Below are 20641 nucleotides of genomic sequence, written 5' to 3'. Positions count from 1 at the left end.
GTGTTCATCGTCAAACGCAACGCTTCGCTCACCGCGGAACAGGTGATCGCCCACTGCCGCAAGAACCTTACGGGCTATAAGGTGCCGAAGCTCGTCGAATTCCGCGACGAGCTGCCGCAAACCAACGTCGGCAAGATTCTGCGCCGCGCGCTGCGCGACGAGGAACTCGCGAAGCAAAAACCTGCCTGACAGGAGGCAAGGCGCTTGATGCCATGCCTTGCGCCATCTTTTCGGAGAGATTCATGAAGCACAGCCTGTCCGCACGCTCACGCCGCTTGTGCCGATCGAGCCAGTTGAATGGCTCGATCCGCGCATCGGCCTTCATGCGCCTCGTCCGTTTTTCGTCGGAGGCCGCGACGTTGAGCGCGTCTCTGACCGCTTCATTGCGCGCGGTTTCGTCACGCGGGCTTCTGATTGGCGCGCTGGTGGCCGGCGCCGTTGCGATGGCACCGCCACCGGCGTTCGCGCAGAACGACGACACGCCGCCGGCGCTCGACACTGCCAGTGACGTCAAGGCGCCCACTACGCCGGTCTCGCAGGTCGGCAAGCTCACGCTGGATCAGCAGGTCAAATGGCTGCGCGCCGAGCAACAAAGCGGCGCAATGGAAAAGCTCGACGACGCGCAACTGGTCGCGTTGTTCCAGTCGCTCGATCCGCTTGCGTTGCCGCGTTACATCAAGGAAGGGCCGAACGGTTATCCGTCATACGAGTTCACCATGTCGCGCTCGGAACGCATTCACGGGCAGTGGCCCGACAAGCCCGATCACATGCTGGTGCGCATCGCCCACGATCCGCTGCGGATCTACGCGAAGTGGCTGCCCGACGGCGCGCACGCCGGTCAGGAAATTATTTACGACGAGTCCAAACGTACCGACGAAATGTACGGCCACCTCGGCGGCATCATGAATGTGATGCCGTTGTGGACCTCGCTGAACGGCGCCCTCGCCCGTGCACAGTCGAATCACCAGGTGCGCGATCTCGGCACCGAGTACATTGCCAATCAGTATCTCGCCGAAGGCAAGAAATACATCGAGGCCGGCTTGCCGCGCTCGACTCAGGTGGAAGTGAAAACGATCGACGGCGTGCGCGTGGTCGCCTTCACTTTTGAAACGCCGGACGGCCAGCCTAAGTTCTATGCGAAGAAAGAAACGCTCGGGCTGGATCTACGGCATCCGTATTTCCGCACGGTCGAGTCATATAACAACGACGGCAAGATCTTCGAGAAGATCGTCTTCGAAAGCATCACGCCGAAGACCTTCGACGACTCGACCTTCGATCCGAAGAACAAGGCTTATAAGTTCTAGCCGACAAGGCAGGGCGTCAGCGCGAACGCGACATGTGCGATGGGCCCCGCGCTCTGCTCGTAGCTGTGCACGGCCATGTGACCCACGCGGGTGGCAAGTTCCTTGAGCACAAAGTAATCGGACACGCGTGTGAGGCCGATCAGCGACGCGGGCGCTTGCGCGGGCGTTTGCCTGAGGCGTGGTGCAAGTGTCGTGTACCAGAGTGCGCCGACGTCGTCGCCGGTTTCGAAAGCGGGCAGCTTCATGTGTGCGACGTAGTCGGCGAATGCGGGGCTGCACGCGAGGGTGGAATCGATCACGGCGAGCGTGTCGCGGCGAGCGGCTGCATGGGTCAGCCACGGCCACGCACCACCTGCCGCAGTTGAAAACCAAACGCCGGTCATCATGAAAGCGCGTCTGTCCATTGCTTTATCACGTCATTACGTGGCGTGTGCCATTCGCATCATTTACACGTCGCCCACGTCACACTCGCCACACACATGAAGCGTCAAATACGTCATTCCGGTTACTCACCTATGTGACTCATTTGCCTCACACCTTCACACCTTCACCTTCACACCTTCATCCACACGCCTCACGTATAACCCCGTCGGTCACGCCACGCCGCCGGCCAGATCCCCTGCTTGCCCGGCGCAAGAATACCGTTCGGGTCGAGCGCATCCTTGATCGTTTCCGAGAGCCGCAGCAACGCGCCGTCGTTGAAACTGTACTGCGCAGCGGCGAAATCCATATACGCGAGATGCGCGCGATATTCGCCGTAACCCGCCGCACGCGCATCGCTCATCAGCGAACGCAGTAAAGCACCGGCCTGCTCGACCTGATTCGCGTCGTCGCGGTCGAAGATCGCCGCGAAGATGTGATGCAGATGACGCACGCCCGCCGTAAAGCCACCGTAGTAATCGAAGCCGTATTCCGCCGCGCGCGTCTTGACCATCGTGTATTGGCGCAGCGCGTCGCGCCCGGTCGCTGGGCACACCGGCGCGAAGTCCACATGTGCGCCCGCGCCGCCGCGCCAGTCGAGCATGCGGAAAGCGCTCATTGCCGGGATGCCGGCCAGGTTGCGATCGCCGCCGGCGGTGGGTTGCGCGTCACCTGTATAACGGGCTGCCGAAAGTTTTGCCTGTGGCACGCGGGAGAACGCGCGCTGCACGATCGCATAGCGGGCGTCGATCAATTCAGGCGTACCGTACAGCGCGAAATGCAGATTCCAGCGGCCGACGTTGAGCTTATCGAGCATCGCAGCCACTGCGTTCGCGGGCATTGCGCCTTTGCCTTCGTACCACTGCTGACGTGCCGACAATCCCGCGGCCCGGCGCAAACCGCCTTCGATCACCGCGTTATTGCGGATCGTTTCATCGAGCCGCAACGGTCGCAAGATATCGACGATCGCTTCGAGATCCTCTTCGTGCCGAAACTGGATTTCACCGAGCAGATACGCAGGCGGCGCGGGCATCAGCCAGACACCGAGCTTGGTGACGATGCCGTAGTTCGACTGCATGAACATCGCATCGAAGGAAGGTCCGTAGCCCGGCTGATACAGTTGCCACGCAGTGCCGATTTCGATTCCGCCCATCCCGGTGCGCAGTACGTCGCCGTTGGCGAGCACCACTTCCATGCCGCACTGCGCAGCCGCGTGATCGCCGTACGCGGTATAGCCGAAGCCGCGCTCGAGCGTATTGCCGACCACGCTGCCCCAACCTGCCGCCGGCGGATCGACCCAGAGCTTGTAGCCTTTGTCGCGCAAATGCGCATAAAGATCGAAGTAGCTGACGCCCGGTTCGACCAGCGCGTAGGCGAGCGTTTCGTTCACTTCGATGATGCGGTTCATCCGCTGCAGATCGAGCACTACCGAACCCGTCAGCCGCGGCGCGGCGCCACCGTACGCGAAGTTGCGTCCGGTCGAAACCGTCCACAACGGAATACGAAATTGATTGGCAATCCGCAACACTGCGCGAATCTCGTCGACGGATGCGGGCAGCAGCGCGGCGGACGCGGAAAACGCTTCGCGTTCGCCGGGCGCGAACGGATCGAGGTAAGCAGCGAGCCCGGCGGCCGACGTCACCACCTGTGGCTCACCGACAATCGCGCGCCAGCCGGCGAGCGCGCGATCGAACTCGGCGGCGGAAACTTTCGGCGGCAAGCTGCGCGTCAAGGTGTCTCCTTTGCAACCGCACGTGCGGGCGACGCCAGCCTAGCGGCGCATTCCACCGCCACCGCCGCCGTGCGACATACCGCTCCACATGTGCGGCGAGCCGCCGCCGTGCCAGTTGCCATACGATCCGTGTCCATAACGCATGTGGTCCATGTGATGAAAATGATGGAAGCGGTCGACGAAAATGAACGACACGCCGGCACCGAATACCACCGGCGGCCCCCAGTACCATGGATCGTAGTAATACACCGGGGCCGGGCCTAAGGCCTGCGCGGCGGCATCGTCTTCGACGATCTGCCAGCTGCCGTCCGGCTGCAGGCACGCGCGGCCGCTGATCTGCTGCATGGCGCCGTCGATTTCCGCCTGACCCACGACAAAGCGGCACGTCGAAGCGTCGTTCACCGGCGCGTTCGCGTCCGATTGCGCCAGGGCGGGCGCCGCGCAAACGGCGCACAGACCCAGACACACTACGCCGGAACACAACCCGGTGCCGAACTGATGAAAAGTAAGCATGATTTCGCTGCCTCGACGCGCCGGCGTTGCGACTCGCAAAAAGCATGTCGACACCGTGAAGACCCCGCCGGTTTGCCTCGCACGAGACCGTGCCATCCCGACGCGCATGCAACGCGGCGCGGCACGATCCTGCAGCAAGTAAACGAAGCGTCGCGTGACGCTATTCCGACGGCGCGCGCGGGCCGCAACGCATTTCTGTTACCACGTGTTGCAGGCGGCTCGCGGGGCCGGCGCCGGACATGTCCAGATGCTTGCCGTACTTTCAGCGCTACTGCCAGCTCTCGGGTTTGCCCCCGAGCGCACTGCACACCTCGATAGCAATCGAGCGCAGTTTGCCTTCCGCAATCGGCCCGGACAACGCGTAGCCCATGCGGTCGTTGACCCAGTAGAAGGTCCGGCGGTTTCCGTCGCGGAACAGGCGGAACGCAGTTTCGTCGCGAGAAATACCCGTGATGTACAGCGTAAGCCGTGCACCGCTGGTATTTTCATACATGAACTGCGCGGCCGGTCCCGCTTCGCCGGGCAACAAACGCCCGCCCACCAGCGAGTAACCGTACTCCTGCAATGACGGCACCGATAGCGGCCGGTTCAGCCGCTTGGACAACCAGTTGATCAGATGCTCTTCTTCGCTCGCGGCGACTTCGACAGGATGACGCCGCTCGGGCGTGTACACCGCATAGGCGATATCGGCGCGCTCGGCAAAGCTTGGCGGCTGGCCGCCCAGACCGTTCCACGCGCCGCCCGTCAGACGCGGCGCGAGTGGCCCCACGGCGAGCGCGAGACCCGCGCCGGCTGCGAGCCAGCACGCCGCAAGGCCGACGCGTTGCCACCACGGCGTAGACCGCCGCACTACGATGAAGGCCGGCTCGACGGCGTCGGTCTGCCCGAAGCTCCCGCTGTGCTCGTTGTGCTCTTGACGCTCGTTGCGCTGCGGTGCACCGCACAGCGCCTGCAGCGCCGCTTTCTGCGCACGCCACGCGGCCACTCTCGCGGCGGCCTGCGGCTGCTGCGCCAGTTGCGCCTCGATCGCGGCGCGCTCCACCGGCGGCAACTCGCCGTCGACAAACGCCGACAGCGCTCTCAGATCGAGCCCCTCAGGCAAACTGGAATCGTGGTCGTTATTCATCACGGATTTCTCACTACTTTCAACGGCGGGACTTTACGCGCCAGCCCCACAGCGCCCCCTTCAACCGGCCCCTCCGTCATCAGCACGCGCATGTGCTCCCGCGCGCGCGACAGCCGCGACATCACCGTGCCGATCGGCACGCCGAGCGCTTTCGACGCTTCCTGATAAGACAGTTCCTCCACGCAAACGAGCAGCAACACTTCCCGTTGCTCGACCGGCAGGCAATACAGCGCGCGCTGAAGATCGCGCAACACCAGACCGTCGACCTCGCCATGCGGCGCTTCGAGATTGCGCCACGGCGCGCTTTCATCGTCGACGGCAATTTCGCGGCGGCCGCGCAACTGATCGATATAAAGATGCCGCAGGATCGTCAGAAGCCACGCACGCAGGTTGCTGTTCGGACGAAACGCCGCCCAGCGCGCGAGCGCGCGCTCCGCCGTATCCTGCACGAGGTCGTCGGCCCAGGCGCGGTCGCCCGTCAGTGCGCGCGCATAGCGGCGCAACTGCGGGAGCCACGAAATCACTTCCGCTTCGAAATTCACCCGGCGTGGCAACGCTCAGTAGCCACCGCCGCTGCTACTGCCACCGCTGGCGCCTGAGGCACTGCTATCGGTCGCGGAGGTGCAGGCACTCGTTGCGAGCGAGCCCAGCGCGAGCGCCAGCAGCACGAAGACGGCGGAAAGAATACGGGATACGTTCATGGTGAGTCTCCTGGTGAGTCTCCTGATGAGTGCCTGACCAGTGCGTGCGAGCCGGGAACCCGATCGGCCACGTGCGACATGCAGCGCTGCCATGCCTGACTTAACGTGAGCGGGCTGCGATTTATTCCACGCACGGCACCGGCACGAGCGATATTTTCCGCCATCCGCGCCGGAAGCGCTCGAAGCTGGCCGAAGAACGCGCTATTCGTCCCCAGATTCGTAACTCAACGTTACAGCCAATAGTTATCAGATGCTTATGTGGGCGCAAGCCGTTATAGTGGACGCAGTTCGGCCGCCAACGCGTTCCGCCCCTACACAGGGTAGAATCGCGGCGAACACCCGTCTTACTAACCTGAATTCTCCATGGCTTCCGCAGAATCGCATCCGCAAAACGACTTCATGAACGCTGCGCGCAAAGAACGAAAGCGCGTTGAGATCTACCTTGTCAACGGCATTCGCCTGACGGGGTGTATCGAGTCGTTCGATCAGTATCTGGTGATGCTGCGCACGCCTGTCGGCCTGCAAGGCATCTACAAGCGCGCGATCTCGACGATCCAGCTCGACACCGGCACGCGTCCGGCGCCGCGCGCCGGGCGGCCTTCGCACGGCGAGCACACCACGCGTGGCCCGCACGGCTCGCGTGAGCCGCGCGACCATCGTGAGCCGCGCGAACCGCGTGAGTCGTATGGTGCGCCGTCATCGGATCGCCCTGCGTCCGATCGTAGCAGCAGCACGTCCGACGGTCCGGTGGTCGTCACACGCCGCCGGCGTCTGTTCGGCACGGGCGGCGGCGACGGTGGCAACCATGGCGGCGGCAATCATGGTGGCAACGGCAACGGTGGCACTAGCGGCGGCAACGAATAAACCCCCGTTGCGGCGGCCGGCTACTCCGACGGATGGCCGAGCCGCTGCAAAATCTTCTCCAGTCGCATCATCTGCAAATCCGACAGCTCGAATCCGCATTTGACCGCCAGCACGCGGCGCCGCCAGTACAGGGCGTCCAGCATGCGCAGCGCCGGTTGCCGTGTCGCCCAATCCAGATGTTCCAGTTCAGCTTCCACCACGTGTGACGCGTTGAAGCGCTGCGCGCGCGCAGGGTTTTTTCGGTCCATGTCGTTCGCTACCCATTGTTCGCTGCTCCTGTTTGCTCCCCTCCCGAGCTGGAAATTGCCGGTTCACGGCACGTCGTGTGGCCTGCCGATCGGTGCGGCCAGCGGATGCTTTTGTTTTTAAGCGACACACAGAAAACGACTTGATGCGGATTGGTTTTAAGTTTTGCTTTTTGTTCGTTGATTTCTGGTCTGGTTTTTAGGGTTTGGGGTTTGAAGGGGATGCTTACAATTTGAGGGTTTTGGTCGTTCGGCTGGCGCTCGCCTGGGGTCGCTTTGCGCTATGCTGGGTTGTTGACTCTCTTCTAACTGGAGTACGTCATGGCCAAACAGAAGCAACATACATCTCATCCTAAGGACGCGGCGCGGCCCGCTGATTCTGCCGATAGTCGCCTCGATGAGGCGCTAGAGGAGAGCTTTCCTGCCAGTGATCCGATCGCCGTCGATATGAGTGAGCCAAGGCACTTGCCAGTGGAGGGGGAGCCTTCGGCTGGGAAGAAGCGGCATTGAAGGTGCAGGGTTTTGCCTTGTGTCCCCGCCAGCTTATAAGCGGGTCCCCCGCGCAGTTGCGGTAGTGGTGCATCTGGAATCCGTGCCCTCGCACCTTCAGCCGTAGTGAAAAGCACTCATCAGCTCCCACTCCGCACTGCGTGCGTCGCGCATGGGTCTGCTAGGGAAACCAGTGGGATTGCGGGTGGACGCTTGTGCGGCAGGCGGAGTTGCCTTGGAGATAGGGCTTTTACTGCGGGGATTTGTACCGTCGTGCCGCGGGGATAGGTGGCCTGTATTACTACAACGGCTTGTACGTCTGCTGGAGGGTGCGATGCGGTCAAGCCGCCTCGCCCTCCCCACCTTCCGGTTTCCCGGCCGTCGCGTTTAGTGCGTCGGCAGGCCGGTGTCCAGTTGACGCTGCAGTTCGCGAACCTGGCGTTGCGCGGCACGCAGCTGATCTTGTGCGGCAGCCTTCTGCTGCGCCAGCGCCGTTGCTTCGGCACGGGTCTGCAGCTGCTGATTCGCAACAATGGTCTGCTGCTGATGCGCCACGTCGAGGTCAGCTTGCAAGCGGTTTGCACGGTCCTGCGACAACGCGATCATCCGCTCCGTGAACGCCTTCTGCGCTTCCAGCTGCGTGCGTCGAATCTCGACGTCCGACAGTTGCAACGTCTGGCGCACAAAATCCTTGTAGATCATGTCGGCACGCGTGGCGTCCTGCGTCTTGATGACGCGCCAGAAATTCTTCTGCTGGAACAGCGCCACGTAGTACGTCATCTCCTTGCCGTAAAACAGCAAGCTCGCACCGTAGCTGCCGTTGTACGTCGTGCGCAATTCGCTCATATCCGAGCCGCGGATCATCTGCTGCAATTCCGCCACGTTGCCCGCAGCGGATTGCTTGGCTTCGTCCGACGTCAACGCGCTTGTCTGCGCCTGTCCATTCTGCCCAGCCACTGCATTGGCCGGCAAGGCCGTCGTCGTGCCCGGTTGGGAAACGACGCCAGCGCTCGATCCGCTATCCAGCAGAGCCTGCGCATTCACGCCCTGCACGGCCCCCATCGCGATGAATGCGGCCAGGGCAATCTGCCGTAGTTTCGACTTTCGGTCCATGTAAATCCTGCTTGAACAGTTTTTGTTTTAGTACAACCGTCTCATTATTACTCACTTTCGCGTGTTTCGGGCTCTTCGTCAAAAAATTGGTATTTACGCATCTTCTCCCACAAAACCTTGCGGCTAATACCTAGATAAAGGGCCGTGTCCTGCCGACGCCAGCCATTTGCGTCGAGCGCGGCTAATACACGGTTTCGCTCCGCCATGTCCCATTTGCTGCGATCCACCAGCACCTCGGCGGCGCTCTCAGCCGGCACCGGCTGGCTGGTGCGTGCAAGCGCAAGCAGCCGCTGCAGACGCGCCGCGTCCCACGCGCCGATCTGACGCACCGTCTCGCCGATCCGCTCGGCCAGGTTGCGCAGTTCGCGCACATTGCCGGGGAAGTAGGTGTCGGCCACCGCGTCGGCGAGCCAGTACGGCAGATCCGGCAACGCCGAAAGACGCTCGCTGCCGACGATCTGCGCGATGAACGCCTTGAAGATAGCAATCTTGTCGACGGCGCCCCGCTCTTCGAGAGACGGAATCTTCAACTCGATCACGGCAAGCCGATAGTAAAGATAGGCGCGGAACGTGCCGTCCTTAACCAGTTGCGGCAGATGCTTATTGGTCGCCGCAGTTGACCAGTTGCGCGACGCCGCACTTCAGCGACATATTGTGGACCGTGGCGGTGCCGATCTGAACGCCCAACAACGAAAGCGTCGGGACAATGACTGTGTCGAGCAGACCGATACGGGTTGCAGCAGAGGTGTCAGGGCGTTCGTCACGGCTGTAGTGATCCCCGTGAGGAGCGAAGAGATATCGATCAGGTTGTTTAAAAGCGACACCTTCAGTATGTTGCCCAAATTCCCGAGCAATTTCGTGGTCAATACCGAAGCATCGCTGCCGAGCGCGTTGGAGTTCGCACTCTGGCTGTAGTCAAAGCTACCGGACGACCCATTGAATACCAGCGGTGTAGTCGTGCCGGGATCGATCTTCAAGCGCACATTGTTCAATACGACATTTGCGACCTGTGCGGTGAAACCGAGGAGCGTCGCCGTGACCGTCGCCACATTGACCGGTGCACTACACGATGCATCTCCAGCAATGCAGGCGTAAAGAATGCCTGGCGTAACCTGAATCGTCGCGGTGGCGGCCGCCTTGGTGCTTTCGCAGTCGACCGAACTCAACGTCGCGGTGCCAGGCGCAACGGCCAACGTCACCACGAGCGGTGTACTCAGGGAGGAGATCGAAGCTGATACTAGCGGTGGCAAACCCACCGTTAATGTCGGCAACAGCGCTGGTACCAGATTGATGGTCACGTTGACCACCGCCGCGCGCGCAATTGTGCGGGACGTCGTCACACCATTAACCGTCGTCGTACCGCCCTCGCCCACCGCCAGCACCGGTGGATTGATGACCTGCAAGGAAATCCCGGCCACCCCGAGCAGCCCCGCCGTTACGTTGATCACCGGCGCTTTGCCAGTTATTGGGTCCGGACGCGCCGCGATTTGCGCGGCAACCCTCAACGCATCGAACGCATTAATTGTCGCCGCGGTCGCGGCATTCGGATTGGCGAGTCCAAGCGCGAGCAGCCCGGGGGCGGACTGACCGCCATCGCCGACGGTGATGTTCTGACCGCCTGGAATCGCAACGGCCAGCGTTCGCAAAATCGCCGCATTGACGGTATCGCCGCCGGCACCACGTGCGCAGCCCGCACGCGTCCGGCGTCTGGCTAGGACCACGGGGAATTGACGTCCAGGCATGTCATCGCTCACCGGCTGCTGCCACTCGAGCCGGAGCCGAGCTGCGAACCGCTGCCGCCGCTACCGCCAGAACCCAACGCCGACTCGTAAAGATCGGGAATCTTGCTCTTGAACGATTCCAGATAACGACCGTACGCAAGACCCGCTTCCGCACCCAGCATCGGCAGCGCCGGTGCTGCTTCCGCGTTGCTGCTCTGCAGATTGGTCCAGGCACGTGCCGAATGACCGATTTCGCTCGCAGCCGGTGCCGTCTCCGTCGATGTGCTGGTCTGGGCAAATGCCACGCCGACCAGGCCCGCGGTCGAGCCGAACGCGAGCCCCGCGCCCATGACAATGCGTGCCACTGATCCCATGCAACCCCGTTCCATCAGTTTGGTTTTCATATCCCTTCCCCTGATTGCGCCGTTGCTCATTGCGCGAACCGCTGCAATAAGCGCGGTGCCGGCTCGATCCCCTGCGCGCTCGCCATGGCGCCGGCCGGTCCACCTGACTGCTGCGCCGGCGCTGAAGATTGCGACTGCGATTGCGCGCGTTCCGCCACGGCCACCTTGGCCGCGTCGCCACGAATCGCCGTGCGCACTTCGGGCGCCAGCTTCTGTTGATTCATCACCGCCAGCGCCTGCGCCTGCTCCCCGTTAGCAAGCAGAAACAGCACGAGATTGCTGACGATCTTCGGATTGTTCTGATCGAGTTGAGCCGCCTGCATCAGTGGCACACGCGCGCCGCTTACATCGCCGTTGCGCATGCGTGCATAGCCAAGATCCGACAAGGTCACCGCATCGGTCGGCGCGAGTTGTGCCGACTGCTCCAACTCCAGCGCGGAATCCGGCGTCGATCAATTTCGTGCGGACCGGTGCAAGCTTTTCGCAAACCAACGAGTGGCCGCTGAAGATCGGCACCGCGGTTTCGTTGACCGGCCAGTACAGCGCCGTCTCGCTGCCGACCTCGGAACAGATCTCGTTCGGCGCGCAACGTTTTGCGCAGGGTTATCAACCGGGCGAAGCGTCGGGCGATTCGGGCTGGGGGGCGATGTTCGAGGTCAACCGGGCGTTTACGCCGGGCTTCACCTATCTGCGCACCCTCACGCCGTATGTCTCGTTTGACATGGCGCGTGTGTATCTGCACGCGGGGACGCCGTCGCCGTCGAGGCTGTCGTCGATTGCCTTCGGTTTCCGGATCTCGGACGCGAAGTACTACAGCCTGGATTTGTCGGTCGCCAAGGCGATCGGCGACGCGCCGGTGGAAAGCGCGTCGCGCAGCCCGCGCATCAACGCAACATTCTCGTACCAACTGAACTGATATTCAGAAGTGCCGCGTCCTGATTAGAGGTTCCACTATCAAACGGCGCGCGCACTTTCACGTATTCTGCGCGGAGGATGTGCGATTCGCAGCACTCAGGCCGCGAATCGCAAACCGATGTAGCCGAAGTTGAACCTGAGGGGCAATACAAGGCATACGAGGCGTCACGGCGGCCGCAGTAGAAGGCCGCCCGAGATGCCAATAACGCCGCGCGACCATGATCGCGCCGTCTTTAATCAAGGAGGAAGACAATGATGCAATTCGCACAACGCGCGCGCACAATCGCGCTTCGCACAGCCAAACATGCCGCCCTCGCCGGCGTACTGCTCGCCAGCGCCGTCACGGCAATGGCGCAGACCGATTCCCCAATCGGCACGTGGCAAACCATCGACGATCACACCGGCCAGCCCAAAGCACTCGTGCAGATTACACCGGAGAGCGGCGGCTCGCTGAGCGGCAAGGTGATCAAGGGACTCAATGCGAACGATCAACCGGATCGCCGCTGCACCGAATGTACGGACGCGCGCAAGGACCAGCTGATTCTCGGCATGACGATTATCAACGATCTGAAAAAGGACGGCGACGCCTGGGATCACGGGCAGATTCTCGACCCGGAAAACGGCAAGGTCTACAAGTGCAAGATGCACCTGGAAGATGGTGGGAACAAGCTGATCGTGCGTGGCTACATCGGCGTTTCATTGCTGGGCCGCTCGCAGACCTGGATTCGTCAGCAATAGTAATAGCGGGCAGTTCAGGCGCCGATGCCTGACGCGTGAATGAGGTGTTCCATCAAGGCCGTTACTGCTGCCAGAATGGAACCGGAAGAAACGGCCGACGATCGCAATCGTCCGGCCGTTTTTTTGTTTGAGTCTGGCTGGTTGGGGCTGTCATGCAGCGTGCTTGAAGGGCGACGTATACGCGAACGGCGAAGACGGCAACGGCTTGACCGATGCCGGGTTATACGCCGTGGGCGCCGCGGCTGGAACCTTTTCTGCGTCAACACTCTTCTGTTCCGCGCTCACATGCGTGCGCATACGCCCTTCCATCAGGTTACAGAGTTCTGCGCTCGCTTCGCCGAATAGCTGATCCATGACGCGCTTGAGCACGCCGGATTCATACCACGCCTTGAAGCGGCGATGGCAGGTTTGATACGACGGATATTTGCGCGGCATGGCGGACCAGGTTGCGCCGCTATACATCACCCACAGCACGCCGTTAAGCACCGAGCGCGTATTGGCAAGCGGCCGGCCACGCAGTTCGGAGCGCGGACGCAGCTCAGGGAGCAACGGTGCAACGCGTTGCCATTCTTCATCATTGATATCGCGGTACGGATTCATGGTTTCTCCTTTGTTAGAACCATGACAAAGAAGATATCCAGTCGTCCGCGGACGGAATATAAGACCAATCCGAATCTTGAAAATACGCCTTCGGACCCCGCCTCTTAGGCGAGCGGACCGTGATCTATCGTAAAAGCATCCGCAGCCGCGTCAAACAGTCGCTTAAGTCAATGACGTATCGACGAGCCGGCGCGGCGCGTCGAGATATTCTTTCGATTGCATTTCAACGATGCGAGAGACCGTGCGCGTGAATTCGTTGGCCATCGGACCGTCGACATACAGTTGATCGGGCGGCACCGCTGCCGACATCAGCAGCTTCACCTTGTGGTCGTAGAACACGTCGATCAACCAGGTGAAGCGACGCGCCTCCGAGGCCATGCGCGCGGACATCTGCGGCACGCCGGACAGGATCACCGCATGAAAACGGCTCGCCAGCTCCAGGTAGTCATTCTGCGAGCGCGGGCCGCCGCACAATGTCGCAAAATCGAACCATACGACGCCGTCCGCGCGCCGCAGCGCCTTCAACTCGCGCTTTTCGATGTGCAGGATAGGACTCTCATCGGGAACTGCTGCAAGACGCGAAAATGCATCGCGCAACGCTTTATCCGAAGCCGCGCCGAGCGGCGTGTGATACACCTCGACCTGGGCCAGCGTGCGCTGCCGGTAGTCGATACCCGCGTCGACATTGATCACGTCGAGCTTCGACTTGATCAGTTCGATCGCCGGCAGCATGCGGTCGCGATGCAGGCCGTCCGGATACAGCGTGTCCGGATCGTAATTGGACGTCATCACGAATTGCACACCGTTCTCGAACAGTTTGTCGAGCAGGCGGTACAGGATCATCGCGTCGGCGATATCCGACACGTGGAATTCGTCGAAACAGATCAGCCGGTAGCGTTTGGCGATACGGCGCGCGAGTTCGTCGAGCGGATCGGCCGTGCCCTTCAGGTCTTCCAGCTCGCGGTGCACCTCGCGCATGAATTCGTGGAAATGCAGCCGCGTTTTACGCTGCACCGGCACGATCATGTAGAAGCTGTCCATCAGGAAGCTCTTGCCCCGCCCTACGCCGCCCCACATGTACACCCCGCGCGGCAGGTCCGGGTGGATGATCAGCTTCTTGAACGCATTCGAGCGGCGCGACTTGTACTCGGCCCACTCGTCATAGCACCGCTGCAGACGGTCGACCGCCGCGCGTTGCGCCGGGTCCGATTGATAACCCCGCGTCTGCAGTTCTTTTTCGTAGTATTCGGTGACGTTCATTGTGTTGCTGCAAAAAAGAAAGGCGGGAGGGAGTGAACCCGCCCGCCTTTGTGGTGATGCCAGAATTGCGTTCAGTCAGGCGTGCGCGTGATTACATGTTCAGCGCGCGTTTGTCCACGGCGAGCGCCGCTTCACGCATGACTTCCGACAGCGACGGGTGCGGATGGCAGATGCGGCCGATGTCTTCCGACGCCGCCTTGAATTCCATCGCCACCACCGCTTCCGCGATCAGGTCCGATGCGTTTGCCGAGATGATGTGCACGCCCAGCAGTTCGTCGGTCTTCGCGTCGGCGATCATTTTGACGAAACCATCCGCCTTGTTGATGCCCAGCGCGCGGCCGTTCGCCATGAACGGGAACTGGCCCGTCTTGACTTCGCGGCCTTCGGCCTTCAATTGCTGCTCCGTCTTGCCGACCCACGCAATTTCCGGTTCGGTGTAGATCACCCACGGAATGCAGTTGTAGTCGATATGCGGCTTCTGACCGTCGATGATTTCGGCAACCAGCACGCCTTCGTCTTCAGCCTTGTGCGCGAGCATCGGGCCACGCACCACGTCGCCGATCGCGTACACGTTCGGGACTGCCGTTGCGCAGTGGTCGTCGACGTCGATGAAGCCGCGCTCGTTCGCCTTCAGGCCGATGGCTTCGAGACCGAGATTATCGGTGTTCGGCACGCGGCCGATCGACACGATCAAGCGATCAGCTTCCAGCGTCTGCGCGTTGCCGTCCTTGTCCGTGTAGGCGATCGTCACGCTTTTGTCGGTCGTCTTCACTTCGCCGACCTTCACGCCGACGTGGATGTCCAGACCTTGCTTCTTGAATTGCTTGGCGGCTTCCTTGGCCAGCGCCTGATCCGCCGCACCGAGGAATTCCGGCAGCGCTTCGAGCACGGTGACTTCCGAGCCCAGACGACGCCATACCGAGCCGAGTTCCAGGCCGATCACACCGGCGCCGATCACGGCGAGCTTCTTCGGCACGGTGTCGAAGCTCAGTGCACCTTCGTTGTCGGACACGATCTTGTTGTCGACCGGCACGTTCGGCAGGTGACGCGCCTTCGAGCCCGTTGCAATGATCACGTTCTTTGCCGTGACCACTTCCGTTTCGCCTTCGCCGCTCACTTCGATCTGCACGCCGGCGTCCGTCTTGCCGGCGAACTTGCCGTGACCCTTGAGCCACGTGATCTTGTTCTTGCGGAACAGGAATTCGATGCCCTTGGTCATCTTTTCGACGATGCCTTCCTTGCGGGCCAGCATCTTCGTGATGTCGAGCTTCACGTCCGACACGTTGATACCGTGGTCGGCCAGGTGATGCGATGCGTTTTCAAATTCTTCCGACGACGCCAGCAGCGCCTTCGACGGAATGCAACCCACGTTCAGGCACGTGCCGCCGAGCTTCAGCGCGCCGGCCGGGTTCTTCCACTTTTCGATACACGCGACGGTCTTGCCGAGTTGCGCTGCGCGGATTGCGGCGATGTAGCCGCCAGGGCCGGCACCGATCACGACGACGTCAAATTCTTTGGACATGACAATCCTTTTGATGACGGAACGACGCGCGGCCACGCTTCGTGGCGCGCATCGTTCCAGTACTGCGGAATGCTAGAGACGTGCTGCTTATATAGCGTCGACTTGCATGGCCAAGCCGACGCAGGCCGAACCGATGCTTACAGGTCGAGTAACAGGCGCGCCGGGTCTTCCAGCGCATCCTTCATCGCGACAAGCGACAGCACCGCTTCGCGACCGTCGATGATCCGGTGGTCGTACGACAGCGCCAGGTAGTTCATCGGACGGATCACGATCTGGCCGTTTTCGACCACAGCGCGTTCCTTGGTGGCGTGCACGCCCAGAATGGCGGATTGCGGCGGGTTGATAATCGGGGTCGACAGCATCGAACCGAACACACCACCGTTCGAGATCGAGAACGTACCGCCGGTCATTTCTTCGATCGACAGCTTGCCGTCCTTCGCCTTCTGGCCGAATTCAGCAATCTTCTTCTCGATTTCGGCGAGGCTCAGTTGATCTGCGTTACGCAGGATCGGCACCACCAGGCCACGCGGCGAACCGACAGCGATACCGATGTCGAAGTAGCCGTGATAGACGATGTCGTTACCGTCGATCGACGCGTTCACGAGCGGGAATTTCTTCAGCGCGTGAACAGCCGCCTTCACGAAGAACGACATGAAGCCCAGCTTCACGCCATGTTCCTTTTCGAACTTGTCTTTGTACTTGTTGCGCAGGTCCATCACCGGCGCCATGTTCACTTCGTTGAACGTGGTGAGGATGGCGTTGGTTTGCTGCGACTCGAGCAGACGCTCGGCGATACGCGCACGCAGACGCGACATCGGCACGCGTTGTTCCGGACGGTCCTTCAGCCATTGGTCGGCCGATGCCGGCGCCTTGACGTCCGGCAGCGACGGCTTCGCAGCCTTCGGTGCGGCAGCCGGCGCCGGTGCAGTCTTGGCAGCCGCTGCCGGTGCGGCTTGACCCGCGGTCAGCACGTCCCCCTTGGTGATGCGGCCGTCGCGGCCCGTGCCGGCGACGTCGCCCGCGCCCAGACCTTTCTCGGCCATCAGCTTGCCGGCAGCCGGCGAAGCAGCGGTGTTCGCACCCGTTGCGGATGCAGCCTGAGCGGCCGGCGCAGCAGCCGGTGCCGGTGCGGCAACAGGTGCCGGCTTCACTTCGGCTTCGACAGCAGCGGCGCTTGCCGTGCCTTCGGTGTCGATCTTGGCGATCACCTGATCCGCGACGACGATGTCGCCGTCGTTCGAGATCACTTGTGCAAGCACGCCAGCGGAGGGTGCCGGCACTTCGAGCACGACCTTGTCGGTCTCGATTTCGATGAGAATTTCGTCTTGTGCAACAGCCTCGCCGGGCTTCTTCTTCCACTGCAGCATCGTGGCTTCCGAGACCGACTCGGAAAGCTGGGGAACCTTGACTTCAACAATAGCCATTATGAATATCCTGAATACGTATCGGGTGACGGCGCAGTGAACGACGACCGCCTGCGAACCTCGAATGCCGCGATTGATCTTTCAGACGCGGCACGGGAAAGCGCCCTGCGCTTTCCCGGTTCGGCTCTGGTAATTATTTAGCGATCGACGCGCTCTTGAGGCGGCCGAAAGCGCCTTCGATCAGCGCCTTCTGCTGCTCGTAGTGCTTTGCGTAGTAGCCGACTGCCGGCGAGGCCGAAGCCGGACGACCGCTGTATGCCAGCTTCTGCCCTTCCTTCATGCCTTCCTTCAGGTGGTGCTCGATGTAGAACCACGGGCCTTGATTCTGCGGCTCGTCCTGCACCCAGACCACTTCAGTCGCGCTGTCGTACTTCTTCATTTCCGCTTCGAACTGCTTATGCGCGAACGGATAGAGCTGTTCGATACGGATGATCGCGACGTCGTTCGACTTCGATTCACGGCGATGCGCCAGCAGGTCGTAGTACACGCGGCCCGAGCAGGCCACCACGCGCTTGACCTTCTTCGCTTCGATCGCTTCGTCGATTTCGCCGATGATCGGCTGGAACGCACCCTTCGCCAGTTCGGACAGATCCGACACGGCTTCTTTGTGACGCAGTAGCGACTTCGGCGTCGCGACGATCAGCGGCTTCCTGAACAGGCGAATCATCTGACGGCGCAACAGGTGGAAAATCTGCGCCGGCGTGGTCGGCTGAACGACCTGCATATTGTGGTCTGCGCACAGTTGCAGGAAACGCTCGATACGTGCCGACGAGTGCTCCGGACCTTGACCTTCATAGCCGTGCGGCAGCAGCATTGTGAGACCCGACACGCGGCCCCACTTCACTTCGCCCGACGAAATGAACTGGTCGATCACGACTTGCGCGCCGTTCACGAAGTCGCCGAACTGCGCTTCCCACGCGACGAACGTATTCGGTTCAGCGGTCGAGTAACCGTATTCGAAACCCAGCACCGCTTCTTCCGACAGCACCGAGTCGATCACGTTGAACTTCGCCTGACCTTCGGCGACGTTCTGCAGCGGCACATAGGTGCCGTCATTCCAGCGTTCGCGGTTCTGATCGTGCAGCACCGCGTGACGGTGCGTGAACGTGCCGCGGCCCGAGTCCTGACCGGTCAGGCGCACTGCGTAGCCCGATGCGACCAGCGACGCGAATGCCAGGTGTTCGCCCATGCCCCAGTCGAGCTTCGCTTCGCCACGGCCCATCGCGCGACGGTCGTTGATGACGCGCTCGACCAGCGGGTGAACCTTGAAGTTTTCCGGGATCGTGGTGACGCGCTCAGCGAGACGCTTCAGCTCGGCCAGCGGCACGGCCGTGTCGGCTGCGTCGGTCCATTTGCGGTTCAGGAACGGAACCCAATCCACCGCGTACTTGCTCTTGTAGTTCGAGAGTACCGGGTCGACCGTGTGGTGGCCTTCGTCCATCGCCTTGCGGTAGGCCTTGACGAATTCGTCGCCTTCTTCCGCGGTGATCACGCCTTGCTGGACCAGCTTTTCAGCGTACAGCGCGCGCGTGCCCGGGTGTTTCGCAATCGTCTTGTACATCAGCGGCTGCGTAACAGCCGGCGTGTCCTGCTCGTTGTGACCCAGCTTGCGGAAGCAGACGATGTCGACGACGACATCCTTATGGAACTGCATCCGGAAGTCGATGGCCAGCTGCGTAGCCAGCACGACCGCTTCAGGATCGTCACCGTTCACGTGCAGCACCGGCGCTTCGATCATCTTGACGACGTCCGAGCAGTACAACGTGGAGCGCGAATCGCGCGGGTCCGACGTCGTGAAACCGATCTGGTTGTTGATGACGATGTGCAGCGTGCCGTGGGTGCCGTAACCGCGCGTTTGCGCGAGGTTCAGCGTTTCCATCACAACGCCCTGGCCTGCGAAAGCCGCGTCGCCGTGGATCTGCACCGGCAGCACTTGCAAGCCGCTGTCGTCGCCGCGACGGTCCATACGCGCCTTCGCCGAACCTTCAACCACCGGGTTGACGATTTCGAGGTGCGACGGGTTGAACGCGAGCGACAGGTGAACCGGGCCGCCTTCAGTCGAAACGTCCGACGAGAAACCCTTGTGGTACTTCACGTCGCCAGCCGGCAGGTCGTCGACGTGCTTGCCTTCGAATTCGGCAAACAGGTCAGCCGGCATCTTGCCCAGCGTATTGACCAGCACGTTCAGACGGCCACGGTGGGCCATGCCGATGACGATTTCCTGGACGCCGTTGGCGCCGCCATGACGCACGACTTCGTCCATCGACGCGATGAAGCTCTCGCCGCCTTCGAGCGAGAAGCGTTTCTGGCCGACGTACTTGGTGTGCAGGAAGCGCTCGAGGCCTTCAGAGGCCGTCAGGCGATTCAGGATGTGCTTCTTCTTTTCGTTGGAGAAGTTCGGCGTCGAACGGATCGACTCGAGCTTCTCTTTCCACCAACGCTTCTGCTCCGGATCGCTGATGTACATGTACTCGGCGCCGATCGTGCCGCAGTACGTGTCACGCAGGGCCTGGACGATCTCGCGCAGCGAAGCACGCTCGAACCCGAAATACAGATTCGTTGCGCTGAACTCCTGGTCCATGTCGGCTTCGGTGAAGTCGTAGAACGCGGGTTCAAGTTCAGGAATAGCGGGACGTTCGCGACGCTTCAGGGGATCGAGATTGGCCCATTGCGAGCCGAGGAAGCGATATGCGCCGATGAGGGACTGCACATAGACTTGCTTGCGGGAGGTAGCGAGATCTTCGCCGCCAGCCGCCGTGCGCGGGATAAAGGCATTAGCCTTGGCCCGTTGCGCAAACGATTCGACGATCGGGCCGTGGGCCACGTCGTTGGCATTGCTGCCATCCGATGCAGGGACGTTCTGCAACGCGTCGAAATAGCTGCGCCAGTTCTCGGGCACTGACGCCGGATTATCGAGATACGCTTCGTACATTTCTTCTACGTACGGAGCATTGCCGCCGAACAGATAGGAGTTCGACTGGAATTGCTTCATCATTTTTACGCTCACCTTTCTTCGAGTTTCTCGAGAAATAGCGGGTTACAGAACCTTCCGCGACACGGCCTGACCGTTTAGCGGATTGCGCGAATCAAGTCTTGCTTGGAAGGACCTAAAACTTTGCACCCGGGGAGCATATCACAGAACGGATAGTGCAGATAGCAGACGGATTGCCGCTCGAGCCCGTCGCGACGGGCTTTCAGAGGCATTGCCAGCTCTCGCAACAGTCTTCTGCAAGAAACGGGGACAAACGGAACGCCAACCGCGAACAACCGCATCCAAAGGCTGCAGGCGGTCTGCGGGAGCGGCGCAAACTACCGGCTACCGCTCCCGGACGCCACAGGGGCCAGAAACGACAAAAGCCACCCGGAGGTGGCTTTTGCCTGACATCGCACCGGTTAGGGCCGGTGCCGATTTAGGCAGTATGACTTTCCGTGAGTCAGCGGCTGGCCCGCCGTGAGGAACCAGACGCGGATTAGCATTACTGCCAGAGCCGCACGATGTGCACACGGCACATCCCGGCGATTTCCCGCGCGGAGGCCAGCATGAACCACG

The 20641-nt window shown here is 61.5% G+C and carries 19 protein-coding genes and 3 pseudogenes; 5 read left to right on the top strand and 17 right to left on the bottom strand.

What is annotated here, in order from left to right; all coding sequences use genetic code 11:
• Together VFE81_RS03750 and VFE81_RS03745 are read left to right on the top strand one after the other, a co-directional pair.
• Window positions 1–189: AMP-binding enzyme (locus tag VFE81_RS03750; protein WP_414695544.1), on the top strand; the 189-nt coding region annotated here is incomplete at its 5' end.
• Between the two features lie 254 nt (window positions 190–443).
• Complete coding sequence (locus tag VFE81_RS03745; RefSeq protein WP_325043303.1) at window positions 444–1304, top strand: DUF1571 domain-containing protein; 861 nt, start codon at window positions 444–446, stop codon at window positions 1302–1304.
• Here VFE81_RS03745 and VFE81_RS03740 read toward each other — a convergent pair.
• The 6 genes from VFE81_RS03740 to VFE81_RS03715 form a co-directional block, all read right to left on the bottom strand.
• A complete protein-coding gene (locus tag VFE81_RS03740) occupies window positions 1301–1708 on the bottom strand; it encodes a hypothetical protein (protein ID WP_325043302.1) in 408 nt (135 codons plus the stop codon). The two genes, VFE81_RS03745 and VFE81_RS03740, sit on opposite strands and share 4 nt — an antisense overlap.
• Window positions 1709–1878: 170 nt before the next feature.
• Window positions 1879–3456, bottom strand: coding sequence for an FAD-binding oxidoreductase (locus tag VFE81_RS03735; protein WP_325043301.1), 1578 nt, complete (start codon window positions 3454–3456; stop codon window positions 1879–1881).
• A 39-nt stretch (window positions 3457–3495) separates the two neighbouring features.
• On the bottom strand, window positions 3496–3969 hold the full coding sequence (locus tag VFE81_RS03730; protein ID WP_325043300.1) for a hypothetical protein: 474 nt from the start codon (window positions 3967–3969) through the stop codon (window positions 3496–3498).
• 268 nt (window positions 3970–4237) lie between these two features.
• Entirely contained in the window at window positions 4238–5095 is an 858-nt protein-coding gene (locus tag VFE81_RS03725; protein WP_325043299.1) for an anti-sigma factor, read from the bottom strand.
• Window positions 5095–5637: an RNA polymerase sigma factor gene (locus tag VFE81_RS03720; protein WP_325043298.1), complete on the bottom strand. Its 543-nt coding sequence runs from the start codon at window positions 5635–5637 to the stop codon at window positions 5095–5097. Before VFE81_RS03720 ends, VFE81_RS03725 begins: the two co-directional genes overlap by 1 nt.
• 15 nt (window positions 5638–5652) lie before the next feature.
• Window positions 5653–5796: a hypothetical protein gene (locus VFE81_RS03715; RefSeq protein ID WP_325043297.1), complete on the bottom strand. Its 144-nt coding sequence runs from the start codon at window positions 5794–5796 to the stop codon at window positions 5653–5655.
• A gap of 363 nt (window positions 5797–6159) precedes the next feature.
• Here VFE81_RS03715 and hfq point away from each other — a divergent pair, with 363 nt between their 5' ends.
• Complete coding sequence (gene hfq, locus VFE81_RS03710) at window positions 6160–6660, top strand: RNA chaperone Hfq (protein WP_325043296.1); 501 nt, start codon at window positions 6160–6162, stop codon at window positions 6658–6660.
• Between the two features lie 20 nt (window positions 6661–6680).
• Here hfq and VFE81_RS03705 read toward each other — a convergent pair whose 3' ends face one another.
• The 6 genes and pseudogenes from VFE81_RS03705 to VFE81_RS03675 form a co-directional block, all read right to left on the bottom strand.
• Window positions 6681–6908: a hypothetical protein gene (locus tag VFE81_RS03705; protein ID WP_325043295.1), complete on the bottom strand. Its 228-nt coding sequence runs from the start codon at window positions 6906–6908 to the stop codon at window positions 6681–6683.
• An 873-nt stretch (window positions 6909–7781) separates the two neighbouring features.
• Window positions 7782–8507 (bottom strand): DUF2968 domain-containing protein, encoded by a 726-nt coding sequence (locus tag VFE81_RS03695; protein WP_325043293.1) that lies wholly within the window; start codon window positions 8505–8507, stop codon window positions 7782–7784.
• Window positions 8508–8554: 47 nt separating this feature from the next.
• Window positions 8555–9121: pseudogene (locus VFE81_RS03690) on the bottom strand (helix-turn-helix domain-containing protein); the annotation flags it as partial.
• Window positions 9122–9148: 27 nt separating this feature from the next.
• A complete protein-coding gene (locus tag VFE81_RS03685) occupies window positions 9149–10261 on the bottom strand; it encodes a hypothetical protein (RefSeq protein WP_325043292.1) in 1113 nt (370 codons plus the stop codon).
• Window positions 10258–10632: a DUF3613 domain-containing protein gene (locus VFE81_RS03680; protein ID WP_325043291.1), complete on the bottom strand. Its 375-nt coding sequence runs from the start codon at window positions 10630–10632 to the stop codon at window positions 10258–10260. Before VFE81_RS03680 ends, VFE81_RS03685 begins: the two co-directional genes overlap by 4 nt.
• Before the next feature lie 26 nt (window positions 10633–10658).
• Window positions 10659–11072: pseudogene (locus VFE81_RS03675) on the bottom strand (tetratricopeptide repeat protein); the annotation flags it as partial.
• An 8-nt stretch (window positions 11073–11080) separates the two neighbouring features.
• Between VFE81_RS03675 and VFE81_RS03670 the strand changes: the two are divergent.
• Both VFE81_RS03670 and VFE81_RS03665 read left to right on the top strand, forming a co-directional pair.
• A pseudogene (locus VFE81_RS03670) lies at window positions 11081–11548 on the top strand (ShlB/FhaC/HecB family hemolysin secretion/activation protein); the annotation flags it as partial.
• 251 nt (window positions 11549–11799) lie between these two features.
• Window positions 11800–12285: a DUF2147 domain-containing protein gene (locus VFE81_RS03665; protein ID WP_325043290.1), complete on the top strand. Its 486-nt coding sequence runs from the start codon at window positions 11800–11802 to the stop codon at window positions 12283–12285.
• Between the two features lie 150 nt (window positions 12286–12435).
• Here the strand turns inward: VFE81_RS03665 and VFE81_RS03660 are convergent, their stop codons facing one another.
• The 5 genes from VFE81_RS03660 to VFE81_RS03640 form a co-directional block, all read right to left on the bottom strand.
• On the bottom strand, window positions 12436–12885 hold the full coding sequence (locus VFE81_RS03660; protein ID WP_325043289.1) for a transposase: 450 nt from the start codon (window positions 12883–12885) through the stop codon (window positions 12436–12438).
• 162 nt (window positions 12886–13047) lie between these two features.
• Window positions 13048–14145: a cell division protein ZapE gene (gene zapE, locus VFE81_RS03655; RefSeq protein WP_325043288.1), complete on the bottom strand. Its 1098-nt coding sequence runs from the start codon at window positions 14143–14145 to the stop codon at window positions 13048–13050.
• A 91-nt stretch (window positions 14146–14236) separates the two neighbouring features.
• Entirely contained in the window at window positions 14237–15667 is a 1431-nt protein-coding gene (gene lpdA, locus VFE81_RS03650) for a dihydrolipoyl dehydrogenase (protein WP_325043287.1), read from the bottom strand.
• Window positions 15668–15804: 137 nt separating this feature from the next.
• Window positions 15805–17091, bottom strand: coding sequence for a 2-oxoglutarate dehydrogenase complex dihydrolipoyllysine-residue succinyltransferase (gene odhB, locus VFE81_RS03645; RefSeq protein ID WP_325043286.1), 1287 nt, complete (start codon window positions 17089–17091; stop codon window positions 15805–15807).
• 133 nt (window positions 17092–17224) lie between these two features.
• Window positions 17225–20086 (bottom strand): 2-oxoglutarate dehydrogenase E1 component, encoded by a 2862-nt coding sequence (locus VFE81_RS03640; RefSeq protein WP_325043285.1) that lies wholly within the window; start codon window positions 20084–20086, stop codon window positions 17225–17227.
• Window positions 20087–20641 lie beyond the last annotated feature (555 nt).

Source organism: Paraburkholderia sp., from assembly GCF_035656215.1.
Taxonomy (GTDB): Bacteria; Pseudomonadota; Gammaproteobacteria; order Burkholderiales; family Burkholderiaceae; genus Paraburkholderia.
This window is presented reverse-complemented; position numbering and strand designations above follow the sequence as displayed.

Coding starts and splice junctions, on each gene's coding strand:
- VFE81_RS03695 (WP_325043293.1), bottom strand. CDS start 8,507: ATGGACCGAAAGTCGAAACTACGGCAGATTGCCCTGGCCGCATTCATC.
- VFE81_RS03745 (WP_325043303.1), top strand. CDS start 444: ATGGCACCGCCACCGGCGTTCGCGCAGAACGACGACACGCCGCCGGCG.
- VFE81_RS03660 (WP_325043289.1), bottom strand. CDS start 12,885: ATGAATCCGTACCGCGATATCAATGATGAAGAATGGCAACGCGTTGCA.
- VFE81_RS03680 (WP_325043291.1), bottom strand. CDS start 10,632: ATGAAAACCAAACTGATGGAACGGGGTTGCATGGGATCAGTGGCACGC.
- zapE (WP_325043288.1), bottom strand. CDS start 14,145: ATGAACGTCACCGAATACTACGAAAAAGAACTGCAGACGCGGGGTTAT.
- VFE81_RS03640 (WP_325043285.1), bottom strand. CDS start 20,086: ATGATGAAGCAATTCCAGTCGAACTCCTATCTGTTCGGCGGCAATGCT.
- VFE81_RS03715 (WP_325043297.1), bottom strand. CDS start 5,796: ATGAACGTATCCCGTATTCTTTCCGCCGTCTTCGTGCTGCTGGCGCTC.
- hfq (WP_325043296.1), top strand. CDS start 6,160: ATGGCTTCCGCAGAATCGCATCCGCAAAACGACTTCATGAACGCTGCG.
- VFE81_RS03705 (WP_325043295.1), bottom strand. CDS start 6,908: ATGGACCGAAAAAACCCTGCGCGCGCGCAGCGCTTCAACGCGTCACAC.
- VFE81_RS03665 (WP_325043290.1), top strand. CDS start 11,800: ATGATGCAATTCGCACAACGCGCGCGCACAATCGCGCTTCGCACAGCC.
- VFE81_RS03730 (WP_325043300.1), bottom strand. CDS start 3,969: ATGCTTACTTTTCATCAGTTCGGCACCGGGTTGTGTTCCGGCGTAGTG.
- VFE81_RS03740 (WP_325043302.1), bottom strand. CDS start 1,708: ATGGACAGACGCGCTTTCATGATGACCGGCGTTTGGTTTTCAACTGCG.
- lpdA (WP_325043287.1), bottom strand. CDS start 15,667: ATGTCCAAAGAATTTGACGTCGTCGTGATCGGTGCCGGCCCTGGCGGC.
- odhB (WP_325043286.1), bottom strand. CDS start 17,091: ATGGCTATTGTTGAAGTCAAGGTTCCCCAGCTTTCCGAGTCGGTCTCG.
- VFE81_RS03725 (WP_325043299.1), bottom strand. CDS start 5,095: ATGAATAACGACCACGATTCCAGTTTGCCTGAGGGGCTCGATCTGAGA.